Raw genomic sequence first — 20,960 nt, 5'->3', positions numbered from 1 at the left:
ATTAAATGTGTTATGAAGCGGATTCGTAGGGATTAGCAAAACCTAACCCCTGCATAATTTTAATTTCTAAGCCTTCCATCATGTCGGCATCATCATCATTTATATGGTCGTAACCTTGTAAATGCAAGGTACCGTGCACAATCATATGTGCCCAGTGAGATTCTACCGTTTTATGTTGAGCGGCTGCCTCTAACGCAACCACTTCTGCACAGATGGCTAAATCCCCTAAATAGGGTAAAGCTTCGCCTAAATCGGCCAGGCCTGGTGGTTGTTCAAATTCGAAAGAGAGTACATTAGTTGGCTTGTCTTTATTACGATAATCACCATTCAACTGCTGACTTTCTTGCAAATCAACAATTCGAATCGTCATTTCAACGGCTTGGTTTTTTTGTCTATCAACCAATGCAGCAGAAACCCACTGTTCACACTGGCGTTGTGTGGGTAATGGTAATTCGTCAATGGCCCACTGCAATTCAATATCAAGCATACTCTATCGTTCCATTTTAAGAAGCTGTTTTAATTTTTTTATAGGTACGTTGATTAGAACGTTCACTGTCTAAAGCGTGCTGACGTTCATAGCGGTCATAAGCGTGAACAATTTTTTGGACCATCGGATGGCGAACGACATCTTGTGTTTGATAAAAGGTAAAACCAATGTCCTCAACCCCTTCTAATACCTCAATCACATGGCGCAAACCGGATTTTTGGTGACGCGGTAAGTCACATTGAGTAATATCACCCGTAATCACTGCGGTCGAACCAAACCCAATTCTCGTTAAAAACATTTTCATCTGTTCCGTACTGGTATTTTGGGCCTCGTCTAAAATAATAAAGGCTTCATTCAGAGTTCGACCGCGCATAAACGCCAAGGGTGCAATTTCGATTACATTCTTTTCAATAAGACGTTCAACGGTTTCAAATCCGAGCATATCAAATAATGCATCAAATAACGGTCTTAAATAAGGATCGACCTTCTGACTTAAATCACCCGGTAAAAAGCCTAGTTTTTCACCCGCTTCTACCGCTGGGCGTGTCAAGATAATGCGGCGTACCTGTTCATTTTCTAATGCTTCAACCGCACAAGCTACGGCTAAATAGGTCTTTCCCGTCCCTGCCGGACCGATACCAAAATTTACATCATGGTTTTTAATCGACTCAATATAGTTCGCTTGGTTAGGATTACGAGTCTTAATCGTTTTACGGCGCGTTTTAATCAAGACTTGCTCAACCGTTAAGGGCTGTACTTGATCATAACCCAACTCATGCAAGACCAAATGCACACGCTCTGGCGTGAGCGTTTCATCGGCCGTTTCTGCATACAAATCAAATATGACTTGTTCGGATTGAACCACTCGGTCTGCCAATCCGGTAATTGAAAGTAGATAACCACGGGCATTAATCTCAACCCCCAAACGGAGTTCGACTTGCTCAAAATGCTCGTTATGCCAACCACAAAGGTTCTGTAAACGTTCATTATCTTCGGGGAAAAGTTTGAATTGAATAGTATGCAAAGCGGACAAATGGCGTCTCAAAAGTAACTCAGGCACTCGCCTGAAAAAAATAAAGTAAAATTTGCAGAATCACTTGTTAGTAAATTAAACGATAACGACTTACTAACAAACGACACTAACCCTACGTAAGTATAAGTATATATTACAATGCATAGGCCTGTGGCGCAATATGAGAATCAGCTTCTGGTGTCGCAATTAAATTGCCCTGCAAAGAGTTCGTTAAGGCTTCCGTGATTTCAACATCGACAAACTGACCGATTAACTCTGGCGAACCTGAAAAATTGACCACTCGGTTATTCTCAGTACGCCCCGCAACTTGATCAAATGACTTGCGCGACAGACGTTCAACCAATACGCGTTGTACAGTACCCAGCATCGCATCACTGATGTCTGCGGTCTGCTTATTCAATAACTCTTGGATGGCGAATAACCGACGTTTTTTCTTCTCCATCGGCTCTTCATCCAGGAATCCTGCGGCAGGTGTTCCAGGACGTTCACTGTAGATAAAGCTGAAAGAACGATCGTATTTAAGCTCTTCGACTAACGCTAAAGTCTCTTTAAAGTCATCACACGTTTCCCCTGGGAAACCAATAATAAAATCACCTGATAAACATAGGTTTGGACGTAAAGCACGCACTTTGCGAATAGTGGATTTATATTCAAGCACCATGTGGTTACGCTTCATCATCGCCAATACTTTATCGGATCCCGATTGAATCGGCAGATGCAGATGCGAGACCAATTCAGGAATTTCTGCATAACAGTTGATAATACTTTGTGTCATCTCATTAGGATGTGAGGTGGTAAACCGAATACGCCCAATACCCTCAATCGCACGGACGGCGTGCATCAATACGGCCAGATCTGCAATGTCACCATCTTCCATCACACCTCGATAAGCATTGACGTTCTGACCGAGCAAATTGACTTCTCGCACACCCTGCTCGGCTAAGATACGGATTTCATGCAACACATCTTCATAAGGGCGACTGACTTCTTCACCACGAGTATAAGGCACCACACAGAAAGTACAGTATTTAGAACAACCCTCCATCACAGAGACCATTGCTGAAACCCCATTTACTTCAGGCTCTGGCAAGTGATCGAACTTCTCAATTTCTGGGAAAGAAATATCAATAACGGCTTTTTTCTTTTTGATGCTGTCATCACCACGCACACGCAAGACTTCATCAATCATTGCGGGTAAACGGTGCAGCGTTTGTGGACCAAAAATCACATCAACACATGGCGCACGTCTACGAATTTCACGGCCTTCCTGCGATGCCACACAACCACCTACCCCTATGACTCGGTTTGACTTTAACTTCTTCCACTTTTCCCAGCGACCGAGTTCAGAAAACACCTTCTCTTGTGCTTTTTCACGCACCGAGCAAGTATTCATCAAAACCACATCGGCCTCTTCTGGCTCCGTCACCAGCGTTAAGCCATGGGTTTTTGCGAGTAGACTCGCCATCTTATCAGAGTCATATTCATTCATCTGACAACCGTAAGTGATGACGTAAAGTCCGCCAGTAAAAGGGGTAGTTTGTGACATATTCATTCCGTGCAAAAATAAAGGTTTTATCGCTAAAGGTTTCAAGCGTTATGTATCTGAATCTACTAATAAATTCAGGGTCGCGTATTTTAACACAGTGAAAACCAAAAACCCTAAATCTCCACCAGACTAATTGCACAGACCATTAGATGACAACAGTAAAATTGTAGTCAAAGGTACATAGTTACAATCGTCTAGACGTAAAAAAACCGCCAAATGGCGGTTTTTTCGTTTTCTAATTTGAATCAAATCAAACTTATAACTCTTTACATACAGTAACTAATACACCCGTTGTGGTATAAGCAGCTAGAGTTGTAGGCGCAGCGTCGGTTCCAGAACGAATTGTCCCAGTAAGTGCATTACCATCATCCATCTTTTTATCCATACCTTGAGCATAAGCATCTGTAACACCAGCAGCACAGATATGATTTTTAGTGAACAATGCGCCTGTAGCTGCACCAGGAACGGCTGACCAAATCCCATCTAAAGAATGCGTCGGCCCAACATCTGCAACCCCATCAACTGGAGCACCAGAAATAAAGCCTTCTGTTCTTAAGTCAAACCAAAATAGGGGATTAGTAATCACTGCATCATAAACTCGAGGAGTGGCGTTGGTTCCATCCCCAGCAATATTCCCTGTACGATCTTGGTACGCATAATAAGCGGCACTGATATTATCAAAATCTGAAGTCACTGCTTTGATTTTAGCGTTGGTAATCAACTCTTGACCTTTCAATACCCCCCCCAATAATAAACCGATGATAACCAATACGATCGCGATTTCGACTAAAGTGAAACCTTTTTGTTTTTGTACGTTTTTAATTTCCATGACATCTTCCTTTGATTATTTAACCAACACTTCTTTGGTGTTGTCTTCATAATATAGGGCATCAAACTTTTAAAATAGAGTAAATTTTCCTTACACTCGCACAACTACTTAGGAGACATTGAATTTAGATTAATCTGCAAATCAGACTCATCAAACCAAACGCTGTTAACACCTGGAAATCTATTCCAATAGGCCTGGTAAAGTGATCGCAAACCCAAAGGCATTGTTTGTTTTTGTGAACTCAATCTGCCCACTGTGTTGTTTTAGCAGTTCCCTAGCGAGAAATAGACCCAAGCCCATTCCACTTTCACTGGTGGTCCAAAAAGGTTCAAATAAACGCTCTGAACGTATCTTGCTTTGATCTTCTAAACAGGCACTACTAATCTGAACGACGACCCATTTATTGATATCATCTGTCAAAACTTCAATGGCTAAAGGTGCTTCACAAATTTGATGATCTCTAAAATTTCCAAGTACATTTTTGAAGACCTCAAGCACTAATGGACGCGGTAATTGTGTGATGGCGTCACCAATGACACTGGCCTGCAAATCATACATTCGTAACGTTTCTTCTATCAGGGCTTTTAGCTCATAACTTCTGTTTTGAAAACTCTCAGCAAGCGGTTGTTGCATTTGCTGCACCGTTTTTTGTGCTCGTTGCGCCATAATGGGTAATGTTTGCTTCAGCCGTTCAAATAATCGCTGTTGGGCTAACGGTTCACTTACCGTTTGCACCTGTTCACTGAGCAACTGAATGAACTGGGCAATGTTCTTGATTTCATGTTGCACAAAAAGCTGATAGCGTTCTAACCGCTTTTGAGACGTGAGAATTTCAGCCTGCTTCAGCACTAAATCCTGCTCTAACACATTGATAAAGGTTTTAATGACCAGACCTGCCAGACTTTCTGATGCATTTGCCTGACGCTCCAAATAGATCACAAATTCAAACCGCATATCTTCTCTAACGACTTTAAAGGTCTGTTTATGGGTTTTAGATGGCTGATCAAGACCAAATTGGATGCTTTTGTGCTCTCCAAACCATTCAATATTGGCGTTCATCTGCAAACAACCTACATTTTTCAAAATCGGCCAGGCCTGGTCAAAAAAATCCAGGGCATCTAAATTGACACTTTGATTGAGGTGATAAAGCGTACTTAAAGCGTGACTCAGTTTTTTGGATTGATGTCGAAAGTAAAAGGCCGTAAAAAAAAGTGAGAGCCCAATGACGACAAAGATGAGCCCCGCCCATTCAGCGACAAACCCGTTCATCTCGATGCCTTGACGCTAACATTAAAGCGAATCATCAGAGTTTTCTATGCGTTGTAATTGATATTTTTTAATTAAATAATAGACGTTTTCGCGCTTAAGCCCTAAGCGACGGGCGGTTTCATAGACATTGAATTCAGTGTCTGCTAACACCTGGCGCACCAACTTCTCTTCGGCTTGATTACGAATGGATTTAACGCCTTCGCCCAAAGAAGCGTCTAACTGAAATTTTTGAACACCTTCTTTTTGCTTTAAGGCATTTTCTTGAGCATAGAACAGTAAAGCTCTTTTAACAGACATTAAAAGCGCTTCACTGGTGGTGGGTTTTTCTAAAAAATCAAATGCACCATGCTTTAGGGCCAAATAAGCCGTATCATCCGCTTGTTGACCTGTGAGGACAATCACTTTAGTGGCTATGTGCTGTTGCTGTAACCAACTTAAAACGGCCACGCCTTCCTCTGGTGTATGTTCATTGGGGGGCATCCCCATGTCCAACAAGACCACCTGGAACAGCTGTGATTTGAGTACATTAATGGCCACGACCCTAGAACTGGCCTCCGTCACACTATACCCTGCTAACTCCAAAGAGAAACTTAGCATGCCACGTAATGCAGGGTCATCGTCTACCAGAAGAATCTGTGGTTTAATGGTCATAATCACTCAAAGCAGAATTTTTCACGTTAAGGCGCAACATATCCGTAATTAATGATTTCAAATTTTGATTCTAATAACGTTTTCTCGGTGGGTGTAAAGTCCGTCGAAAGTTTAGTGGTATAAAGGGTATCCGTCTCAGAGCCACCATCGATGTTTGCAATCGGGAAATTACCATATAAATAGAGCACATCAGCTCCTTGATCCATATTAATGGTGCCATAAACGGTCCCTTTTACAATGACTTCATCATTGCCCCAACCCGCATTTAGACTCCCCTCCATAATGCCGCCTATCACTGCGTAGTCATCCCCTTTACCTAAGGTCACTGTCCCGCCAAGTGAAATATTTCCATTGACCGTGATAGTATCATTATCAATCCCCAAATCTGCATTTCCGCCTGAGCCGACATCGCCTTTGATATACAATTTATCATTGCCATCTTTAAGCTGAACATTGGCATTTAAATCGCCGTTCTCGCCCAAGCTCGAGTTTTCATCAATATAGAAAGAATTTGCCTCTCCATTGCCCACATTTAAATCATTTGCAGAGTTGACGTCTCGTCTAATAATGACATCATAGCCATCATAAATACCATTATTAAACGTCAAACTTATTTCATTTAATAAATCTAAGACCTGCTCTTTAATCTCATACCCTGAAATCGTCACTAACTGATCATCATAAGCGCCATCGCTAAAAAACTTTTTCCTGACCAACAAATCATTGTTACAGTTTTCGGCTTCATCTCCTGTTTCTGCATTACATGCATTCAGAGTGGTTGATGCGCCATTTTCATTAAAGGCCATTATAATGGCGGGAATAGAATTCACCTCAACATTGCTGGCAGTCGCATCACAGACTGCTGCTGACTTCTTGCAAACGGTATAGCTTGTGGCGACATTTGGATTCACAGAAGTCGGTGGCGTTTCCAACCTAAATGCAGGAAAATTCCCATTGCTATTCATCGTATTCGAAAAATAACTGACGGGTAAATCTTTATTGATCATTGAGGCGGCCGTCGTGACGCCCGTATCAACGCCATACGCAAATACATTGCCAAAATCATCACTGGCGATGGCGGCCCCTAATCCAAGAGAATTAAATGGCACTGTGCCAACCGAACTACTGCAAGCCAGACCTGAAATCCGATCTTCGTTACCATCATTATTGATATCTGGACAAGGCATGTAATAATTAACCTTAACGTAATTCAACATGGCTTTTTTTGTATTCTCTAAACTTCCCAAAGTATGAGATTGCTTGGAATTGTCTAGGTACGCACCCACTGTGCTGAAACCACCCCCAATCAATAGACTTAAAATAACTAAGACAATCGCCATCTCCACCAGAGAAAATCCTTGCTGTCTTTTTTGAAACTCATTCATTTTAAATCTCCTCGACCAATGATCGCTACTTTAGCCTGGTTCACCGTCAACCAAGTCATAAAATCTCGACCAGAACCCGTTCGAATATCGACAAAATCGCGACTGTTTGTACAATTGATATTTTCAGCAGCCGTTCCACTGCCACAACTTACATGTCCTGCATCGTAGCGGTAAACCTCTTTACCGTTTGCCCCCCAAGAAACCGCAACAGCAACCACGCCCCCTCCCAAAGGGTCGATAGAACCATCATAGGGTGCAGCATCTTCATTATATATATTTAAATTGGCTGTACCTGAAACAGTGCCCACGGGCGGCGTAATTAAATGAAAGAAAGGCGGGGTATCACTCGCCACACCATTGACATTCGGTCGCGGGTCAATCGTATTAACACATGTATCGGTACACACACTATTACAGTCACTTGGACCTCCAGCCGCCTTGCAATAATATAAGTTCGTTTCAGGGCATAACCATAAGTTTGTTTTTTGACCTGCGCCCGCTTTACCTAGCACACTGGCAGACTGACAAATTTCCGTAATATAACCTGCATTTTCTGCTCTTGAATTGACTCTATAATAATATTCATTGCCCCACGCATCTTTTGACTTTACCCCTAAATCACTATAGGGCAAATACCCCTCACGCGCATCACAACTGATACCATCAGAGCGATTTTCTTTGCCATCATTATCCGTATCGGGACAAGGGAGATGTGCATTCACCGTCAGATAAATATTGATAGAGCTTTGCAAGGTGCGCATATTCGCCAGCTCGGTTTGCTTGTGATCCGTTTCAAACAGCTGCTTGGCAACGCCATAAAAACTGGTCGTAATAATACCCAATATAAGCAGACCAATCGCCACCTCTATTAAGGAGAAACCATTTTGATTGGGGTGAAAAGCGTTTTTCTTGAATGTACTTACCGACATCATGGACAGACACTCCCCCAGGTTCGCCAATTGCCGCCTACAGGATTCGTAGCGGAATTGTAATCATTGTACCAGTGCCGCAAGGGGGCACCAATATCATCTAAATCTGCGATTGCATCTACAGGATCGGTTTCATCAAGATCGTAACCAATACCTTGCAAACGATTACGTTCCGCACATACACGGTGTGCAACCATTGCTAACCATTCAACATAGCTGATACCAATGATTTTGTCGGCATTTGGGTCCTCCCTCAGGTCGTCTAAATGGGTGATGAAATGACGATCACCATCTTTATTGGCTGCGTCCAATCCATCTTGTCCCGCATCTACAAGCAGAGCCACATAGCCTGTTACGCCATTTAACGTTAATACAGGATCAAATGACCGCGGTTCAAAGTTGCTCGTCTGAGCGGCAGGATCTCCCTCGAGTCTAATAGGGTTCAAAGGTGCGAATCTCTTTAGATTATCGTTTACATAACCAGGGTTTGCATAACTGAAACGTTCATCTAGAAAATAAAAATAGCGGGTTTTTTCTGCAAAATAAAAGTGACGTGAAGAGATTAACTCCGGAACATAACCAAACGTTAACGAATCGGGAAGAAAACCCGAAGTATCAGGGCTTGCCCAAAGTAGTGGGTTGGTACAACTGCCATCCGCGATACCGTCTGCTGGGCCGCCAGCACCATCATCGACATCAGGGCAAGGAAGATAGCCTGGGGCAGGCACTTTAGCAGAACCTTGCACATTGCCCGAGGTATCCGTAATATAAATATCCGGCTGCAATACCGCAAACTGCAGTAATCGTTGTTTAACCTGTTTTAAGTCTTCTAAATCATAATCGATCTGATCGCTTTTAAACAGCGAAATCAGCCGCTCTTGCTTCATCGAAAGCCACAATGTCGCAATAATCACCACGACGACAATCACGAGTATCAACACAAAGCCTTTTTGAGGTTTGTTTTGACAATATTTTGGGCTCTTGGCATCTATCTTATCCACTCAACCCACTCCCTTTCAGTGCAATCACTCTAAAATCCTTACGAAACAACCTTACAATGAAAACCCAATAAAATCAATGAATCACTTAACAGATGAATTGCCCCTTACCCCTATAAATAAGCGGCCAGAAACAAAAAAAGCCCCGCCTATAAATAGACGGGGCTTTCATTACAATGTTTCATCAAACTGTTCTAGCAACGCTAGGAGCAGAAGTTGATTAAAACTTGTGTAATAGACCAACAGAAACTAGGTTAGATGATTTACCATTCGCACCAATGTTTTTGTCATAGTTTACGAAATCAAGCTTAGCAGTAGTCTTCTTACCTAGAGAGTAATCAATACCAACTGCGAAAGCATCACCGTCATTCATAGTAGAGCTTTTGTAATCAACCATTGAGTACTTGAACTTAGGCATGATTTTACCCATTTTGTAACCAATGTTTGCTTGAATGTTTGTTCCTTCAGTAGCAACAATGCTTGTATCAAAATCTTGGAACATAACGTTAGCTAATAGACCTGAGTTTGCTTTGTACTGAGCAACAAAACGAGTTTCTTTAATGTCATCAACGCCATTTGTTACACCAGACATTTTTGAATCCCAGTTGTTATAAGCACCGGCTAAATAAAGACCTTTTTTGTTAGAACCGTAAGTCGCAGCGATAGAGTAAGCATTTGTGATTGAAGCGTCTTTAACAGCAACACCATAGTCACCGTTACCAGTGTTGTTAGTACCACTAACACCAGCTGCGATGATTTTAATACCACCAAATGATGGAGAAACATAAGCCACTACTTTCTCAGCACGAACTTCACCACCACCAATACCTAGACCACCAGCCATCGGCTTGTTATCGCCGTAACCAGATTTAGTTGCGTCGTTGAATAAATCCTTACCTTGAATCATTTTGAACGGAGTATCGTTACGACCCATTAAAACTGTACCGAAACCACCGGCTAAACCAACATAAGCGTTACGACCACTTAATGAAGTATTTGTTTCAGTCATGTTTACGCCGAATTCCATCTTGTAAACTGCTTTAAGACCATTTCCTAAGTCTTCAGAACCTTTCACACCGATACGTGAAGAGTGAGAGTTTACAGAAGCACCCTTGTCAGTTAGGTTGTCGATAGATAGGTAACCTTGACCGTATAGAGTTGGTGCGTCAGCGAATGCTACAGGAGCTGCAACTGCAGATGCGATTGCTAGAGCAATAATATTCTTTTTCATTTTGAGAATCCTTAAGTTAATTGAAACGCCGGCATATGCTGGCTTGGGAATGACTATAGGGAAGAATTACCCAAGGTGCAACTTTATTTCGTAAAAAAACGACAGACTTTTAAAATGTTGTTTTTTTGCAACATTACGAAACCTAAGCGATTGAAACCCTGAGCCGAAAGGCAATGTAGCCTTGAAGAAACCGTTTTAATGAAGCCCTACTACTTGGAGGCCCTTATTAAATAGGAGAATGACGTATAGAACGGAAGAATACGTTAAAGAATGGACAGATGACATCTAGATCGAAAAAGTGACTTTAGAATTAGATCATTAGAGGGATAGACACCTAACTCAAACCAACTAGGTCACTCTTAATATATGTACGCTTAATTTAGACGCTGTTTTTTTGTAAATCTTCACCGTTTGTTCATTCAATTTTTAAACAACGGATATAACACCTAAGGGACAGGCATAAAAAAACCCGCCAAAGCGGGTTTTTTGAACCAAAAGGTTATATATAAATATATTAACGCTTTGAGAACTGTGGGCGCTTACGTGCTTTACGTAGACCAACTTTCTTACGCTCAACTTGACGTGCATCACGTGTTAATAAACCACGCGTACGTAAAGCAGGACGATTTGCTTCATCATAGACAACAAGTGCACGAGAAATTCCGTGACGAATTGCGCCAGCTTGGCCAGTTGTTCCGCCGCCAGCAACCGTAATGAAAGCATCAAACTGTTCTAGACTTGTCGTCGCTTCTAACGGTTGGTTGATTAACATTAGGTCTGTTTCACGAGCGAAAAACTCTGCGATGTCACGACCGTTTACCGTCATTTTCCCCGTACCTGCGCGTAAGAATACACGAGCTACTGAGCTTTTACGACGACCTGTTCCGTAGTATTGTTCTGTTGCCATTTTAATAGTCCTTCTTACAAGTCAAGCGTGATAGGCTGCTGAGCAGTATGCGGATGTTCAGAACCTGCATATACTTTTAGCTTTTTAAACATTGCACGGCCTAATGGCCCTCTAGGCAACATACCCTTAACAGCGAACTCGACTGGACGCTCAGGCGCTTTTTCAAGTAACGTTTCAAGGTTAGTTGTCTTTAAGCTACCAATATAACCTGTATGGTGTTGATACAACTTATTCTTACGCTTAGTACCCGTTACAACAAATTTATCTGCATTGATTACAACAATGTAATCACCACAATCTGTATGCGGAGTATATTCTGGCTTGTGCTTACCACGTAATCGAGCAGCGATTTCAGCCGCCATACGACCTAAAGTTTTACCTTCAGCGTCTACAATATACCAGTCATGTTTAACTTCAGCTGGTTTTGCAACAAATGTTTTCATAATTTGTTCCTAAATAATTTAAATAATCCAAATCCAAAAGATTCATTCATTAACATTCTATTGTTAACCAATAAATCCACTTACTGTTTTAACGGGCAATAAGGGGGAAGGGATTAACAAGCGCGAGATTATACCTATTTATAAGAGTGCAAGCAAGACACTTACCTCTTTATTTATCAACTTATTTGACCAGGCCTGGTGAATTTGAATAGAAACCTTCAAGACCCATAGAACTAAACAGCTAGACCATGACTTACCATGCCTTTAAAAATCAATCTTACGCAACAACACCTACTACACACTCACCACAGGTTTGAAGAGCTATTTTTCAAGCAAAATGGATTTAAAAATTCCACTCCCTGCCTCGAATGTATTTTTAACCTTCGTGACGAATAGTCTCGATCCAACCCAACATAATGAACTTTATTCATACCCCCTTCCTTCAGGCACAAAAAAGCCAGCATTTAGCTGGCTTTTTCCAAACATTAAATCATTGTAATTTACATAAAATTACATCAAATCAAATGACTTTGATAGTCCGACGACGAAATAGGTTGTGTCATCTGTATTCGCATCACTAAAGATGACATCGACACCAAGGTCAAACCCTTCAACATCCGTTGCATAACCGACATCTAGATACCCTGCGTCTTTAGCTTTGTATCCAGCTGAATTTCTATCCGTCATGGTCGCACCATAAGTCAAAGAGACACCTTCAGCAACCGCACTTGCGTCCAAAGAAACCGAGTAATGAACATAGTTCGTTACATCCGGATCCACGTCCATATCAAGCCCTACAGAAACAGGACCGTAACCCGCCGACAAGTTAACTTCTTCAAAAGAACTCGCCCCTGGTGCATAAGCCACTTTATCTGTATAGCTATAGTTAGTATACATAATACCTAAATCAAATCCATTGACCGAACCACCCCAACCCGCATAAAGGTCATATTCATATTCTTTATCCATCGTGGATGCCCAAACACCTGCGAACAAACCTGAATCATGCTCATAATCAAAACCACCTTGTAATGCTGGAGAGCCCTTTGAAGTCGATTGATTCACGCCACGGAAAATATAATCAGTCACAAAACCCACATTAGCAGATACGCCCGCTTGAGCCGTTGCCGGAGCAACCGCTATTGTTGCTGCGCCAGCCACAGCCATAGATAATAATAACGTTTTTAGTTGAAATGCTTTTTTCATGTGTATTCTCCGAACAATAATAAATTAAAAATCTCAAAATCCATATAGCAACTGGCGTGCCAAAAATTAAACCGCCAAATAAGCCCCCTAAAGGGGCCTTGTGTTTAAAACTAAACCATCATAACCGTCAAGATACTACTTTAATAGTGCGCCCGCACCAAGTTAGAGCGATAAACACTCTATTTTAAAGAATAGTACGTGATTGAGCTTCTAGAAACACGATCAACTCCTTCTCTAATGCTCTAAACTCTAAAATCAAAGCTTTGCCTCTACCTGTCAACTGCGTCCCTCCACCGGATTTGCCGCCATGCTCTTTAATGACTAAAGGTTCGACGTACATTCCATTGAGATCCTGCACGAGCCTCCAGGCTTTCTTATACGACATGCCCATGGCTTTAGCTGCCTGACTCATTGAACCAAGCCTCTCAATATTCTCAAGCAACTCAATACGCCCTATTCCAACATACCCCTCAGAACGCTCTTCGGCATCACTGGTCGCATCCCCTACGATCCAAAAACGTGCACGTATTTTTGGGGAATAAGCCTCGCCAGGAAGCTTCATTTTTCCCTGTAAAGCAGGCCTGGTTTTACTTTCAGAATTGGGCACTGGCGCTTTCCTTTATTGATCTCTGTATTTAGACGTATAATATATCTTAAGCGCACACAATGCATACGTGTGCCTGACAGCGTGAGAACAGTACGCGCACTCTAAACAACAATTGATACCACTTAGAGGTCTTTGTAAAAGTCGTTTGCCGATGAAAGAGACCTCTGATCAACCAAGGAGTATATTATGAATATAAGTCCGAATATAGGATTATGGGATCGAATTATCAGAATTACATTGGGATTGACTCTAATCGGCTTAGCTTACTTTGGAATTGTGGGCGTTTGGGGCTATATTGGAGTAATTCCTTTAGTCACTGGATTAATAAAGTGGTGCCCTATTTATAGCATTTTAGGCATACAAACTTGTCCGGCACATAACACCATTAAACATACTTAAGCCCTCTCCCTATCGCTGGGTTTAGGTTGCCTAAGCCCGTTACTCAAGAAAACCCACTCCACTTCAAATAAAGATATCATTTAAACTATTGAAAACCCTTTTAACATTCCTTCTTGCCTTTTACGCATATTAGCTTGAAAATACGCAACAATGAATCAATCTACTTAATGGTGTTCTTGCATGACAAAGCATAAAAGTTTCAATATTATTGATCGCTACCAAGAACATAACGATGTGGCTGCTGAAACCTTAAAAAAGCTTGATGGATTAAAACTCCAACTTAATCCGATTCATTATTCCATTGTGTATGAATGCTTTATTAATATTGACCCCATTTTTAGCAAGCGGATTGAAGACGCTCTAAAAACCCATACCTATGATAACCAAACGGCTGAATCACTGTATACCGAGTTAATCTCTCAGTTTATCAACTTAAAAATCCCAACCGGTGAAGTGAATGAATTATTAAGCAACCTTCTTTTAGAACTTGAAACCTGGAATGAAAGCACCCAATACAAACAAGCCGTCATTACTGAGGAGGTAGATTTTATTGTCAAACAAAATCTACCTGACAAAATCATTAAAAGACTTGAAGCCGTTGTCATGCCGACCTTACAGGAGCTCTTCACAGATGCCGACAGGCTCCGCAAGTGTGTGATTGACTCTACCGAAGAGATTAAACAATTAAAAGAAGAGCTGCAACAGGCCAATAAATTAGCTAAAACAGATGAGTTGACAGGCATTCCAAACAGGAGAGGCTTTAACAGTTTCATAGAGCATGTCAGCAAAGAAGCCATTGTTCAAACCTCTTCTTTTGCATTGATTATTTTTGATTTAGATTTTTTTAAAACCATTAATGACACATACGGGCACTTGATAGGTGACAGCACCTTGCGTTATATCGCTAAATTGCTTACATCCGAGACCAAAGGCCGCGATTACATTGCGCGTATCGGCGGAGAAGAGTTTGCAGTCGTCCTACCCAACACTCACTACAGTGCCGCCTTAAAAGTGGCCGACAATATCAGACATGAAATTTCGACTAAAAAGTTAGTCGTAAAAAACCACACCAAACCTTTGCAACTTAGTGTATCTGGCGGAGTCGCCATGTACCAAATGAACGAAGTGTTAGATACCCTCGTACAACGCGCTGACAGTGCGTTATATCATGCTAAGAATCACGGCCGTAACAGAATCAGCGGCGAAGAATCTCTGTAGCAACCTATACATGATTTTTTCATGAAATTCTAACCCATTTCCGAAAATCCACCACAAACAGAACTCAACAACTCTAACAAAGCTGGCCACACTGATAAGCTCTAGAAGGAGTTTCGATATGGGCAATCCTTGAAGTTTGCTTTGCCGCTCTAAGCAAAAACTCCTTAATACCATATTGTATATTGCCAAGACTTACCTTTGAAAGAGGTAACATCTGAAAATAAACCCTTTGACTTTAAAGGGTTATACAGTAAAGCCTTACATACCTAAAAGTTCGGCCCGTCTAAGATACATTTGTACTACTTTTCACCTGAATATCACTTCAAACCAACACGTTATAAACCATTGGATATTGTTGAAACTCCATGCTTTATTCAATCACTCTAAATATGCTGTTTTATATTAAATTTCAAGGTTTTTTTCACTTATCTGCCATAGTTTTTTTTATACCCTAGGATAGAATTTTTTTCACTTTTTTTTCAAAGCAAATTAAAACTCATACACAGAGTTATCCACAGGATGGAATGCTCTAATGCGTGGGATAGTATGCTAATTGTCCACAGTAAAAGAGGGATTATATCGCCCCAAACCGAACATTAAGCATGCTTGCATGAATAGCAAAAATACACTATATTTGCTATTCAAAATAATAATGTTTACTACATGTAGTGTCTAAAGCCACGATAGACTACAAGTAGATATTCTAAGCAATTAGACTAGCTTTGCAGAAGCTCTGCTAAGCTGATGAATTTACTCAATTATTAATTACTTTATAAACAAACACCTCTTATTTGCTTTATACACAGGTTAAAAAGTTGCCCATGAAAAATCAAAAAATTCTCGTTTCTAAGCGCGACGGATCTAAAGAACCTATCAATTTAGAAAAGATCCATCGAGTAATCACATGGGCTTCAGAAGGACTTGAAAATGTCTCTGTTTCAGAAGTCGAACTGCGCTCTCACATCCAATTTTATGACGGGATTACCACTTCGGACATTCATGAAACGATTGTGAAGTCGGCGGCTGATTTAATCTCCGAAAATGCTCCAGATTACCAACATTTATCTGCGCGCTTAGCGATTTTTCACCTGCGTAAAAAAGCCTTCGACCGCTTTACACCACCAGCACTGTTTGAACATATCAATAAAATGGTCGGCAGTGGCCATTACGACAAGCAAATCATCACTGACTACAGTAAACAAGACATTGATGAACTCGACCGCTATTTAGACCATGATCGTGACTTAACGTTCAGTTATGCGGCTGTTAAGCAACTGGAAGGCAAATATCTGGTTCAGAATCGAGTCACCGGCAAAATATACGAAAGCCCACAGTTTATCTACATGCTGATTCCGATGTGTTTATTTGCCCATTACCCGGTAGAAAATCGCCTGCAATACGTTAAAGACTTTTATGACGCTTCATCTCTCTTTAAGCTTTCATTACCAACCCCAATCATGTCAGGGGTACGCACCCCAACTCGTCAATTCAGTTCCTGTGTTTTGATTGAGAGTGGAGACTCTTTGGATTCAATCAATGCCACCTCTTCAGCCATTGTTAAATACGTATCGCAACGTGCTGGTATTGGTGTAAACATTGGTCGAATTCGCGCTTTAGGCAGTGAAATTCGTGGTGGTGAAGCCTACCACACGGGATTAATTCCCTTTATTAAACACTTTCAAACAGCGGTTAAGTCTTGCTCTCAAGGGGGGGTTCGCGGTGGTGCTGCGACCCTCTTTTATCCGCTCTGGCATTTAGAAGTTGAATCCCTGCTTGTCTTAAAAAACAACCGTGGTGTTGAGGAGAACCGAGCACGTCATTTAGATTACGGCGTTCAATTCAATAAACTCATGTACCAGCGTATGATTGAAGGCGGAGACATCACACTCTTCAGCCCTTCTGATGTACCAGGATTGTATGATGCGTTCTTTGAAGATCAGGATGAATTTGAGCGTTTATACAAAATTTACGAGGTCGATGAGTCAATTCGTAAAAAGAAAGTGAAAGCCATCGACCTGTTTACCATAGTCGCGCAGGAGCGTGCCCAAACAGGCCGAATCTATATTCAAAATGTGGATCACTGTAATACTCACAGTCCATTTGATCCAAGTAAAGCCCCCGTGCGTCAATCGAACCTATGTCTGGAAATTGCCTTACCAACTGCGCCGATGAACTCTGTCGATGATCCGAATGGTGAGATTGCACTGTGCACTCTGTCTGCCTTTAACTTAGGTGCAATTGAAAACTTAGAAGAACTTGAAAGCCTTTCCAACTTAGTGGTTCGCGCACTGGATAGTTTATTGGATTATCAAGATTATCCAGTTGAAGCGGCACGTCGTTCAAGTATGGGGCGTAGAACTTTAGGGGTTGGTGTCACCAATATGGCCTATTACTTGGCTAAAAACCATGTTAAATACTCCGATGGTTCTGCCAATGGTTTAATACACCGTACCTTCGAAGCCATACAGTTCAACCTACTTAAAGCATCCAATAACCTCGCGAAAGAACAAGGTGTTTGTGGCTACTATAAAGACACCAACTATGCGAAAGGTATCCTACCCATTGATACTTATAAAAAAGAGTTGGATGAAGTCTGTAACGAACCATTACATTTAGATTGGGAAGGTTTGCGCAGTGACATCAAAGAGCACGGTTTGCGTAACTCAACACTAACCGCTTTAATGCCCTGTGAAACCTCTTCACAAATCACCAACTCGACCAACGGTATTGAACCACCTCGTGGTTATGTTTCAGTCAAGGCTTCAAAAGATGGCATATTAAAGCAAGTGGTTCCTGGCTTTAAAGAGCTACGTAACCAATATGAGTTGCTATGGCATATTCCAAACAATAAGGGTTATATTCAACTGGTTGGCATTATGCAAAAGTTTGTTGACCAAGCGATTTCATCTAACACCAATTATGATCCTGCGCGTTTTAATGAAGATAAAGTGCCAATCAAACTGGTGCTACAAGATTTGCTTTACGCCTATAAAATGGGACTTAAAACGCTGTATTATCATAATACCCGTGATGGTGCATCAGACACCCAAGAAGATGATGACTGTGCAGGCGGTGCTTGCAAACTTTAAACGTTTAAAATGGTTTTTTTGGGCAATCTCTGCGTTGTCTAAGGACTCGTTTACCAGGGTAAACTTCGCCCTTAGGCGCCTTGACCTTGACCAAAAACCCTTATTTTAAAACGTTCTCTATACTCAAAAAGCGGTTGTTTTAACCGCTTTTTTTAGGTCTCAATTAAAATGACCAGGCCTGGTCGGTCATTTATTCCCCCGATTATCCTGTCTATATTACGACCTTAAACCCATAAAACATTCATTGTTTACCCTCGCATTTATTGAATCTCTTTTGTTACCTTAACCTTATCAAAACAAACAAGTTCAAATTCCACATACAAAAAAAGCGGTTCAATAGAACCGCTTTTTTATGTAAAACCAAACGACCAGGCCTGGTCAATTTATTTAATTGAGAACCTAGGCAAACCTAACGGCTTTAAAGAACCGCATTTGCGCTAAGGCCACCTGCTCCATGCTATTCGCAACAATTGCAACAACCCCCCCTTTGACCGGAAGCAGTTCACCATGATAGCCACTGGCTGCAAAGGATTGCATGGCCTTAATCTGCTGACCAGGCATAACAATCACCGTCACTGGGCCTTGTTCATCTTGGATGACAATGTGTAAGCCTTTCTGCCCTTCAACGAGGCATTCCCCAGCATAACTCATTCGTTCAATCGGTTGATTCAGGCTGGCGCCCACAGTCGCAAATAAAGCCTGTACATCCGCTTCTGTTGTAGGCCGCTTAATCTCCGTCATTAAAGTAGGATCTTCTGCAATATGATCCAATATGTGTGCCACCATATCTGAGCCATTCAGTTGCTTTAATTCAGCAGGGGCTTGCCATAAGGTAATAGAGACTGCGACAATCATTAAGCTGGCAGCCATCGCCGACAGTCCTGCCCATGAAACAGTCGGTTCAGCATTCCAAAAGTGAATAACTTTACCGGCACTACCCTTGTGTTTCAAACCTACGTTATCATTGGACTCATCCATGGAACTATTCGCTTTAGCATCTTGATAAGACTGATTTAGCAAAATACGGGCATGCAAACCTTCTGGCACCTCTATATTTAAAGCTTCTTTAATTTGTGCATCAAAATTTCTCACGCGCTTGACCACTTTCTTCTGTTCTGGGTATTGTTCTAAATAGGCTAGCGTCTTTTCATCCAACTGATGTGGATTAATCTGAAGCTGTTTACGAAATGCTAAATCATTCATTTAGTCTGCCCCCTATCGAAGCTTGTATTGTATTGACTTTTTTTAGACGTCGTAGCCGTTAATAGGACCTTAAGCTGTTGGCGTGCCCGAAACAGCCGAGTATTGACGGTGGCCAATTTTAAATCCAGCTGTATGGCGATTTCCTCACCGCTATAACCCCAAATAATCTGCAATATCAAGGGTTCTTTATACTCTATTGGCAGCGCCATGATCGCTTGATGTAACTGTTGTTTTTCAAACTTTTCATCCGGTTCATTATGATAATCATCTGCGACGATCGACGCTTCAAGCTCAAGTAATTGGGGTTGGTACTTTTCGTACATTCGGGCATTTTCACGACGTAAAATAGTAATCAGCCACGCCTTGGCAGCCTTCTCATCCTTGAGATTATCAATCGCTTTCCAAGCACGCGTAAAGGTTTCCTGAACAAGATCTTCAGCGACAGTCGATTGCTTACACAACCAATAGGCGTAACGATATAAATCCTTTGAATAGGCTGACACGAGTTGTTCAAAAAAACGGTGTTTATCCTGCATTTGAATCCCTAATGATTGACTTGCGTAACAGTGGCCTAAGCATAGGTTGTCGCCTCATGAAATGTGTACGAATCATTGTTACTTTTTGGGTGAGTAATCACCATTGATTAGCCCATGGTGAAGATATTTGTCCCTACCGAATAAGACCTGAGTTGCCTTAAAAACTTTCAATAATAGGATAAATAAATGGGCGTTGGCTAATCGCATCAACTTCAATACGCGCGTTGATTTCTAATGCTTCACGAAGGCTATCTTGCGTTAAACAGTTCAATAGATCGCCTTGGGAATAAACATTACCCGACTGAAGAATTAAACATTGATCTGCTAACTGAGCTGCAAACGCAATGTCGTGCAATACCATAATAATGCCTAAACCTTGCGCGGCCCACGCCTGAAAATAACGCCCCAACTGTTGTTGATGTTTGATATCCAAGCCTGCTGTCCACTCGTCTAACAATAACCATTTCCCTCTAAACGCATGCGGATTTTGTGGTTCATCTGGCCAGATTTGAGCCAGCACTCGAGCGAGTTGTGCTCTTTTTTGCTCACCACCTGACAGTGTTAAGTAGTCACGAGCCTGTAAGTGTTGCATGTCACAGATCTGCAATACTGAGCGGATGATTTCCGCAGTGTGTTCGCAATGTCCACGCACTTCAACGCCAAATCGAACTAATTGTTCAACGGTAAAAGCAAAAGAGAGCTCTGTTGACTGTGATAACACTGCGCGTTGGATCGCTAGCTGAGCATATGAAAAACTTTCTAAAGGATGATTTTTCCACTTAACCCCCCCCTCTGATGGGGAGAGCTCTTTACTCAGACATTTTAAGAGAGTGGACTTACCTGCTCCATTCTGACCTAAAATACAGTGGATCTGCCCTGCAGAAAATCGCGCTGTCACCCGGTTTAACATTCGGTTCTCATGAACCGAAAAACTTAAGGAGTCGACTTCAATATCAACAAATTGGCCTACGTCTTTGCTCACATCATGACCCAT

General features: G+C 41.6%; 20 protein-coding genes. 3 read left to right on the top strand and 17 right to left on the bottom strand.

The genetic code is table 11. The annotated features are described in order from the left end of the window. Positions 1 to 10 precede the first annotated feature (10 nt). From ybeY to F612_RS0110020, 14 genes are all read right to left on the bottom strand, one after another. Positions 11 to 487, bottom strand: coding sequence for an rRNA maturation RNase YbeY (gene ybeY / locus F612_RS0110085; RefSeq protein WP_019557649.1), 477 nt, complete (start codon positions 485 to 487; stop codon positions 11 to 13). A gap of 16 nt (positions 488 to 503) precedes the next feature. Beyond that, on the bottom strand, positions 504 to 1,547 hold the full coding sequence (locus tag F612_RS0110080) for a PhoH family protein (RefSeq protein ID WP_019557648.1): 1,044 nt from the start codon (positions 1,545 to 1,547) through the stop codon (positions 504 to 506). A gap of 106 nt (positions 1,548 to 1,653) precedes the next feature. Next, positions 1,654 to 3,066, bottom strand: a complete 1,413-nt coding sequence (miaB, locus tag F612_RS0110075) for a tRNA (N6-isopentenyl adenosine(37)-C2)-methylthiotransferase MiaB (RefSeq protein WP_019557647.1) — start codon at positions 3,064 to 3,066, stop codon at positions 1,654 to 1,656. Positions 3,067 to 3,322: 256 nt separating this feature from the next. Continuing rightward, positions 3,323 to 3,895: a prepilin-type N-terminal cleavage/methylation domain-containing protein gene (locus F612_RS13045; protein ID WP_019557646.1), complete on the bottom strand. Its 573-nt coding sequence runs from the start codon at positions 3,893 to 3,895 to the stop codon at positions 3,323 to 3,325. A 180-nt stretch (positions 3,896 to 4,075) separates the two neighbouring features. Continuing rightward, positions 4,076 to 5,164, bottom strand: coding sequence for an ATP-binding protein (locus tag F612_RS0110065; RefSeq protein ID WP_019557645.1), 1,089 nt, complete (start codon positions 5,162 to 5,164; stop codon positions 4,076 to 4,078). 21 nt (positions 5,165 to 5,185) lie between these two features. Continuing rightward, positions 5,186 to 5,815, bottom strand: a complete 630-nt coding sequence (locus F612_RS0110060) for a response regulator (protein WP_019557644.1) — start codon at positions 5,813 to 5,815, stop codon at positions 5,186 to 5,188. A 26-nt stretch (positions 5,816 to 5,841) separates the two neighbouring features. Then, complete coding sequence (locus F612_RS13040; RefSeq protein ID WP_019557643.1) at positions 5,842 to 7,200, bottom strand: prepilin-type N-terminal cleavage/methylation domain-containing protein; 1,359 nt, start codon at positions 7,198 to 7,200, stop codon at positions 5,842 to 5,844. Further along, positions 7,197 to 8,132: a type II secretion system protein gene (locus F612_RS0110050; protein WP_019557642.1), complete on the bottom strand. Its 936-nt coding sequence runs from the start codon at positions 8,130 to 8,132 to the stop codon at positions 7,197 to 7,199. The genes F612_RS13040 and F612_RS0110050 overlap by 4 nt, the downstream gene beginning before the upstream one ends. After that, entirely contained in the window at positions 8,129 to 9,130 is a 1,002-nt protein-coding gene (locus F612_RS0110045; protein WP_019557641.1) for a hypothetical protein, read from the bottom strand. The genes F612_RS0110050 and F612_RS0110045 overlap by 4 nt, the downstream gene beginning before the upstream one ends. A 217-nt stretch (positions 9,131 to 9,347) precedes the next feature. Beyond that, entirely contained in the window at positions 9,348 to 10,358 is a 1,011-nt protein-coding gene (locus tag F612_RS0110040) for a porin (RefSeq protein ID WP_019557640.1), read from the bottom strand. A 514-nt stretch (positions 10,359 to 10,872) separates the two neighbouring features. Further along, positions 10,873 to 11,265 (bottom strand): 30S ribosomal protein S9, encoded by a 393-nt coding sequence (gene rpsI / locus F612_RS0110035; protein ID WP_019557639.1) that lies wholly within the window; start codon positions 11,263 to 11,265, stop codon positions 10,873 to 10,875. A 14-nt stretch (positions 11,266 to 11,279) separates the two neighbouring features. After that, on the bottom strand, positions 11,280 to 11,708 hold the full coding sequence (gene rplM, locus F612_RS0110030; RefSeq protein WP_019557638.1) for a 50S ribosomal protein L13: 429 nt from the start codon (positions 11,706 to 11,708) through the stop codon (positions 11,280 to 11,282). 510 nt (positions 11,709 to 12,218) lie between these two features. Beyond that, positions 12,219 to 12,914: a TorF family putative porin gene (locus F612_RS13035; protein ID WP_019557637.1), complete on the bottom strand. Its 696-nt coding sequence runs from the start codon at positions 12,912 to 12,914 to the stop codon at positions 12,219 to 12,221. Positions 12,915 to 13,098: 184 nt separating this feature from the next. Further along, positions 13,099 to 13,521: a winged helix-turn-helix domain-containing protein gene (locus tag F612_RS0110020; RefSeq protein WP_019557636.1), complete on the bottom strand. Its 423-nt coding sequence runs from the start codon at positions 13,519 to 13,521 to the stop codon at positions 13,099 to 13,101. Positions 13,522 to 13,707: 186 nt separating this feature from the next. On the opposite strand from F612_RS0110020, the gene F612_RS0110015 reads away from it, so the two are divergent. The 3 genes from F612_RS0110015 to nrdA all read left to right on the top strand — a co-directional run bounded on the left by F612_RS0110015 (position 13,708) and on the right by nrdA (position 18,227). Beyond that, a complete protein-coding gene (locus F612_RS0110015) occupies positions 13,708 to 13,920 on the top strand; it encodes a YgaP family membrane protein (RefSeq protein WP_019557635.1) in 213 nt (70 codons plus the stop codon). A 180-nt stretch (positions 13,921 to 14,100) separates the two neighbouring features. Beyond that, a complete protein-coding gene (locus F612_RS0110010; protein ID WP_019557634.1) occupies positions 14,101 to 15,138 on the top strand; it encodes a GGDEF domain-containing protein in 1,038 nt (345 codons plus the stop codon). An 821-nt stretch (positions 15,139 to 15,959) separates the two neighbouring features. Further along, positions 15,960 to 18,227, top strand: a complete 2,268-nt coding sequence (gene nrdA, locus F612_RS0110005; RefSeq protein ID WP_019557633.1) for a class 1a ribonucleoside-diphosphate reductase subunit alpha — start codon at positions 15,960 to 15,962, stop codon at positions 18,225 to 18,227. A gap of 399 nt (positions 18,228 to 18,626) precedes the next feature. Here nrdA and F612_RS0110000 read toward each other — a convergent pair whose 3' ends face one another. From F612_RS0110000 to F612_RS12570, 3 genes are all read right to left on the bottom strand, one after another. Next, positions 18,627 to 19,430 carry a DUF3379 family protein gene (locus tag F612_RS0110000; protein ID WP_019557632.1) on the bottom strand — a complete coding sequence of 268 codons (804 nt, stop codon included), beginning with the start codon at positions 19,428 to 19,430 and terminating at the stop codon, positions 18,627 to 18,629. After that, a complete protein-coding gene (locus F612_RS0109995) occupies positions 19,427 to 19,972 on the bottom strand; it encodes a sigma-70 family RNA polymerase sigma factor (RefSeq protein WP_281167322.1) in 546 nt (181 codons plus the stop codon). Before F612_RS0109995 ends, F612_RS0110000 begins: the two co-directional genes overlap by 4 nt. A gap of 151 nt (positions 19,973 to 20,123) precedes the next feature. Continuing rightward, on the bottom strand, positions 20,124 to 20,960 hold the full coding sequence (locus tag F612_RS12570; protein WP_019557630.1) for an ATP-binding cassette domain-containing protein: 837 nt from the start codon (positions 20,958 to 20,960) through the stop codon (positions 20,124 to 20,126).

Source organism: Thiomicrorhabdus arctica DSM 13458 (assembly GCF_000381085.1).
Lineage (GTDB): Bacteria > Pseudomonadota > Gammaproteobacteria > Thiomicrospirales > Thiomicrospiraceae > Thiomicrorhabdus > Thiomicrorhabdus arctica.
The sequence above is the reverse complement of the archived record's forward strand: the minus strand, read 5'-3'. Positions and strand labels throughout refer to the sequence as shown.

Bases quoted from the DNA above. Each gene is read 5' to 3' on its own strand.
- ybeY (WP_019557649.1), bottom strand. From the start codon at position 487: ATGCTTGATATTGAATTGCAGTGGGCCATTGACGAATTACCATTACCC.
- miaB (WP_019557647.1), bottom strand. From the start codon at position 3,066: ATGTCACAAACTACCCCTTTTACTGGCGGACTTTACGTCATCACTTAC.
- F612_RS13045 (WP_019557646.1), bottom strand. From the start codon at position 3,895: ATGGAAATTAAAAACGTACAAAAACAAAAAGGTTTCACTTTAGTCGAA.
- F612_RS0110065 (WP_019557645.1), bottom strand. From the start codon at position 5,164: ATGAACGGGTTTGTCGCTGAATGGGCGGGGCTCATCTTTGTCGTCATT.
- F612_RS0110060 (WP_019557644.1), bottom strand. From the start codon at position 5,815: ATGACCATTAAACCACAGATTCTTCTGGTAGACGATGACCCTGCATTA.
- F612_RS13040 (WP_019557643.1), bottom strand. From the start codon at position 7,200: ATGAATGAGTTTCAAAAAAGACAGCAAGGATTTTCTCTGGTGGAGATG.
- F612_RS0110050 (WP_019557642.1), bottom strand. From the start codon at position 8,132: ATGATGTCGGTAAGTACATTCAAGAAAAACGCTTTTCACCCCAATCAA.
- F612_RS0110040 (WP_019557640.1), bottom strand. From the start codon at position 10,358: ATGAAAAAGAATATTATTGCTCTAGCAATCGCATCTGCAGTTGCAGCT.
- rpsI (WP_019557639.1), bottom strand. From the start codon at position 11,265: ATGGCAACAGAACAATACTACGGAACAGGTCGTCGTAAAAGCTCAGTA.
- rplM (WP_019557638.1), bottom strand. From the start codon at position 11,708: ATGAAAACATTTGTTGCAAAACCAGCTGAAGTTAAACATGACTGGTAT.
- F612_RS13035 (WP_019557637.1), bottom strand. From the start codon at position 12,914: ATGAAAAAAGCATTTCAACTAAAAACGTTATTATTATCTATGGCTGTG.
- F612_RS0110015 (WP_019557635.1), top strand. From the start codon at position 13,708: ATGAATATAAGTCCGAATATAGGATTATGGGATCGAATTATCAGAATT.
- F612_RS0110010 (WP_019557634.1), top strand. From the start codon at position 14,101: ATGACAAAGCATAAAAGTTTCAATATTATTGATCGCTACCAAGAACAT.
- nrdA (WP_019557633.1), top strand. From the start codon at position 15,960: ATGAAAAATCAAAAAATTCTCGTTTCTAAGCGCGACGGATCTAAAGAA.
- F612_RS0110000 (WP_019557632.1), bottom strand. From the start codon at position 19,430: ATGAATGATTTAGCATTTCGTAAACAGCTTCAGATTAATCCACATCAG.
- F612_RS12570 (WP_019557630.1), bottom strand. From the start codon at position 20,960: ATGGGTCATGATGTGAGCAAAGACGTAGGCCAATTTGTTGATATTGAA.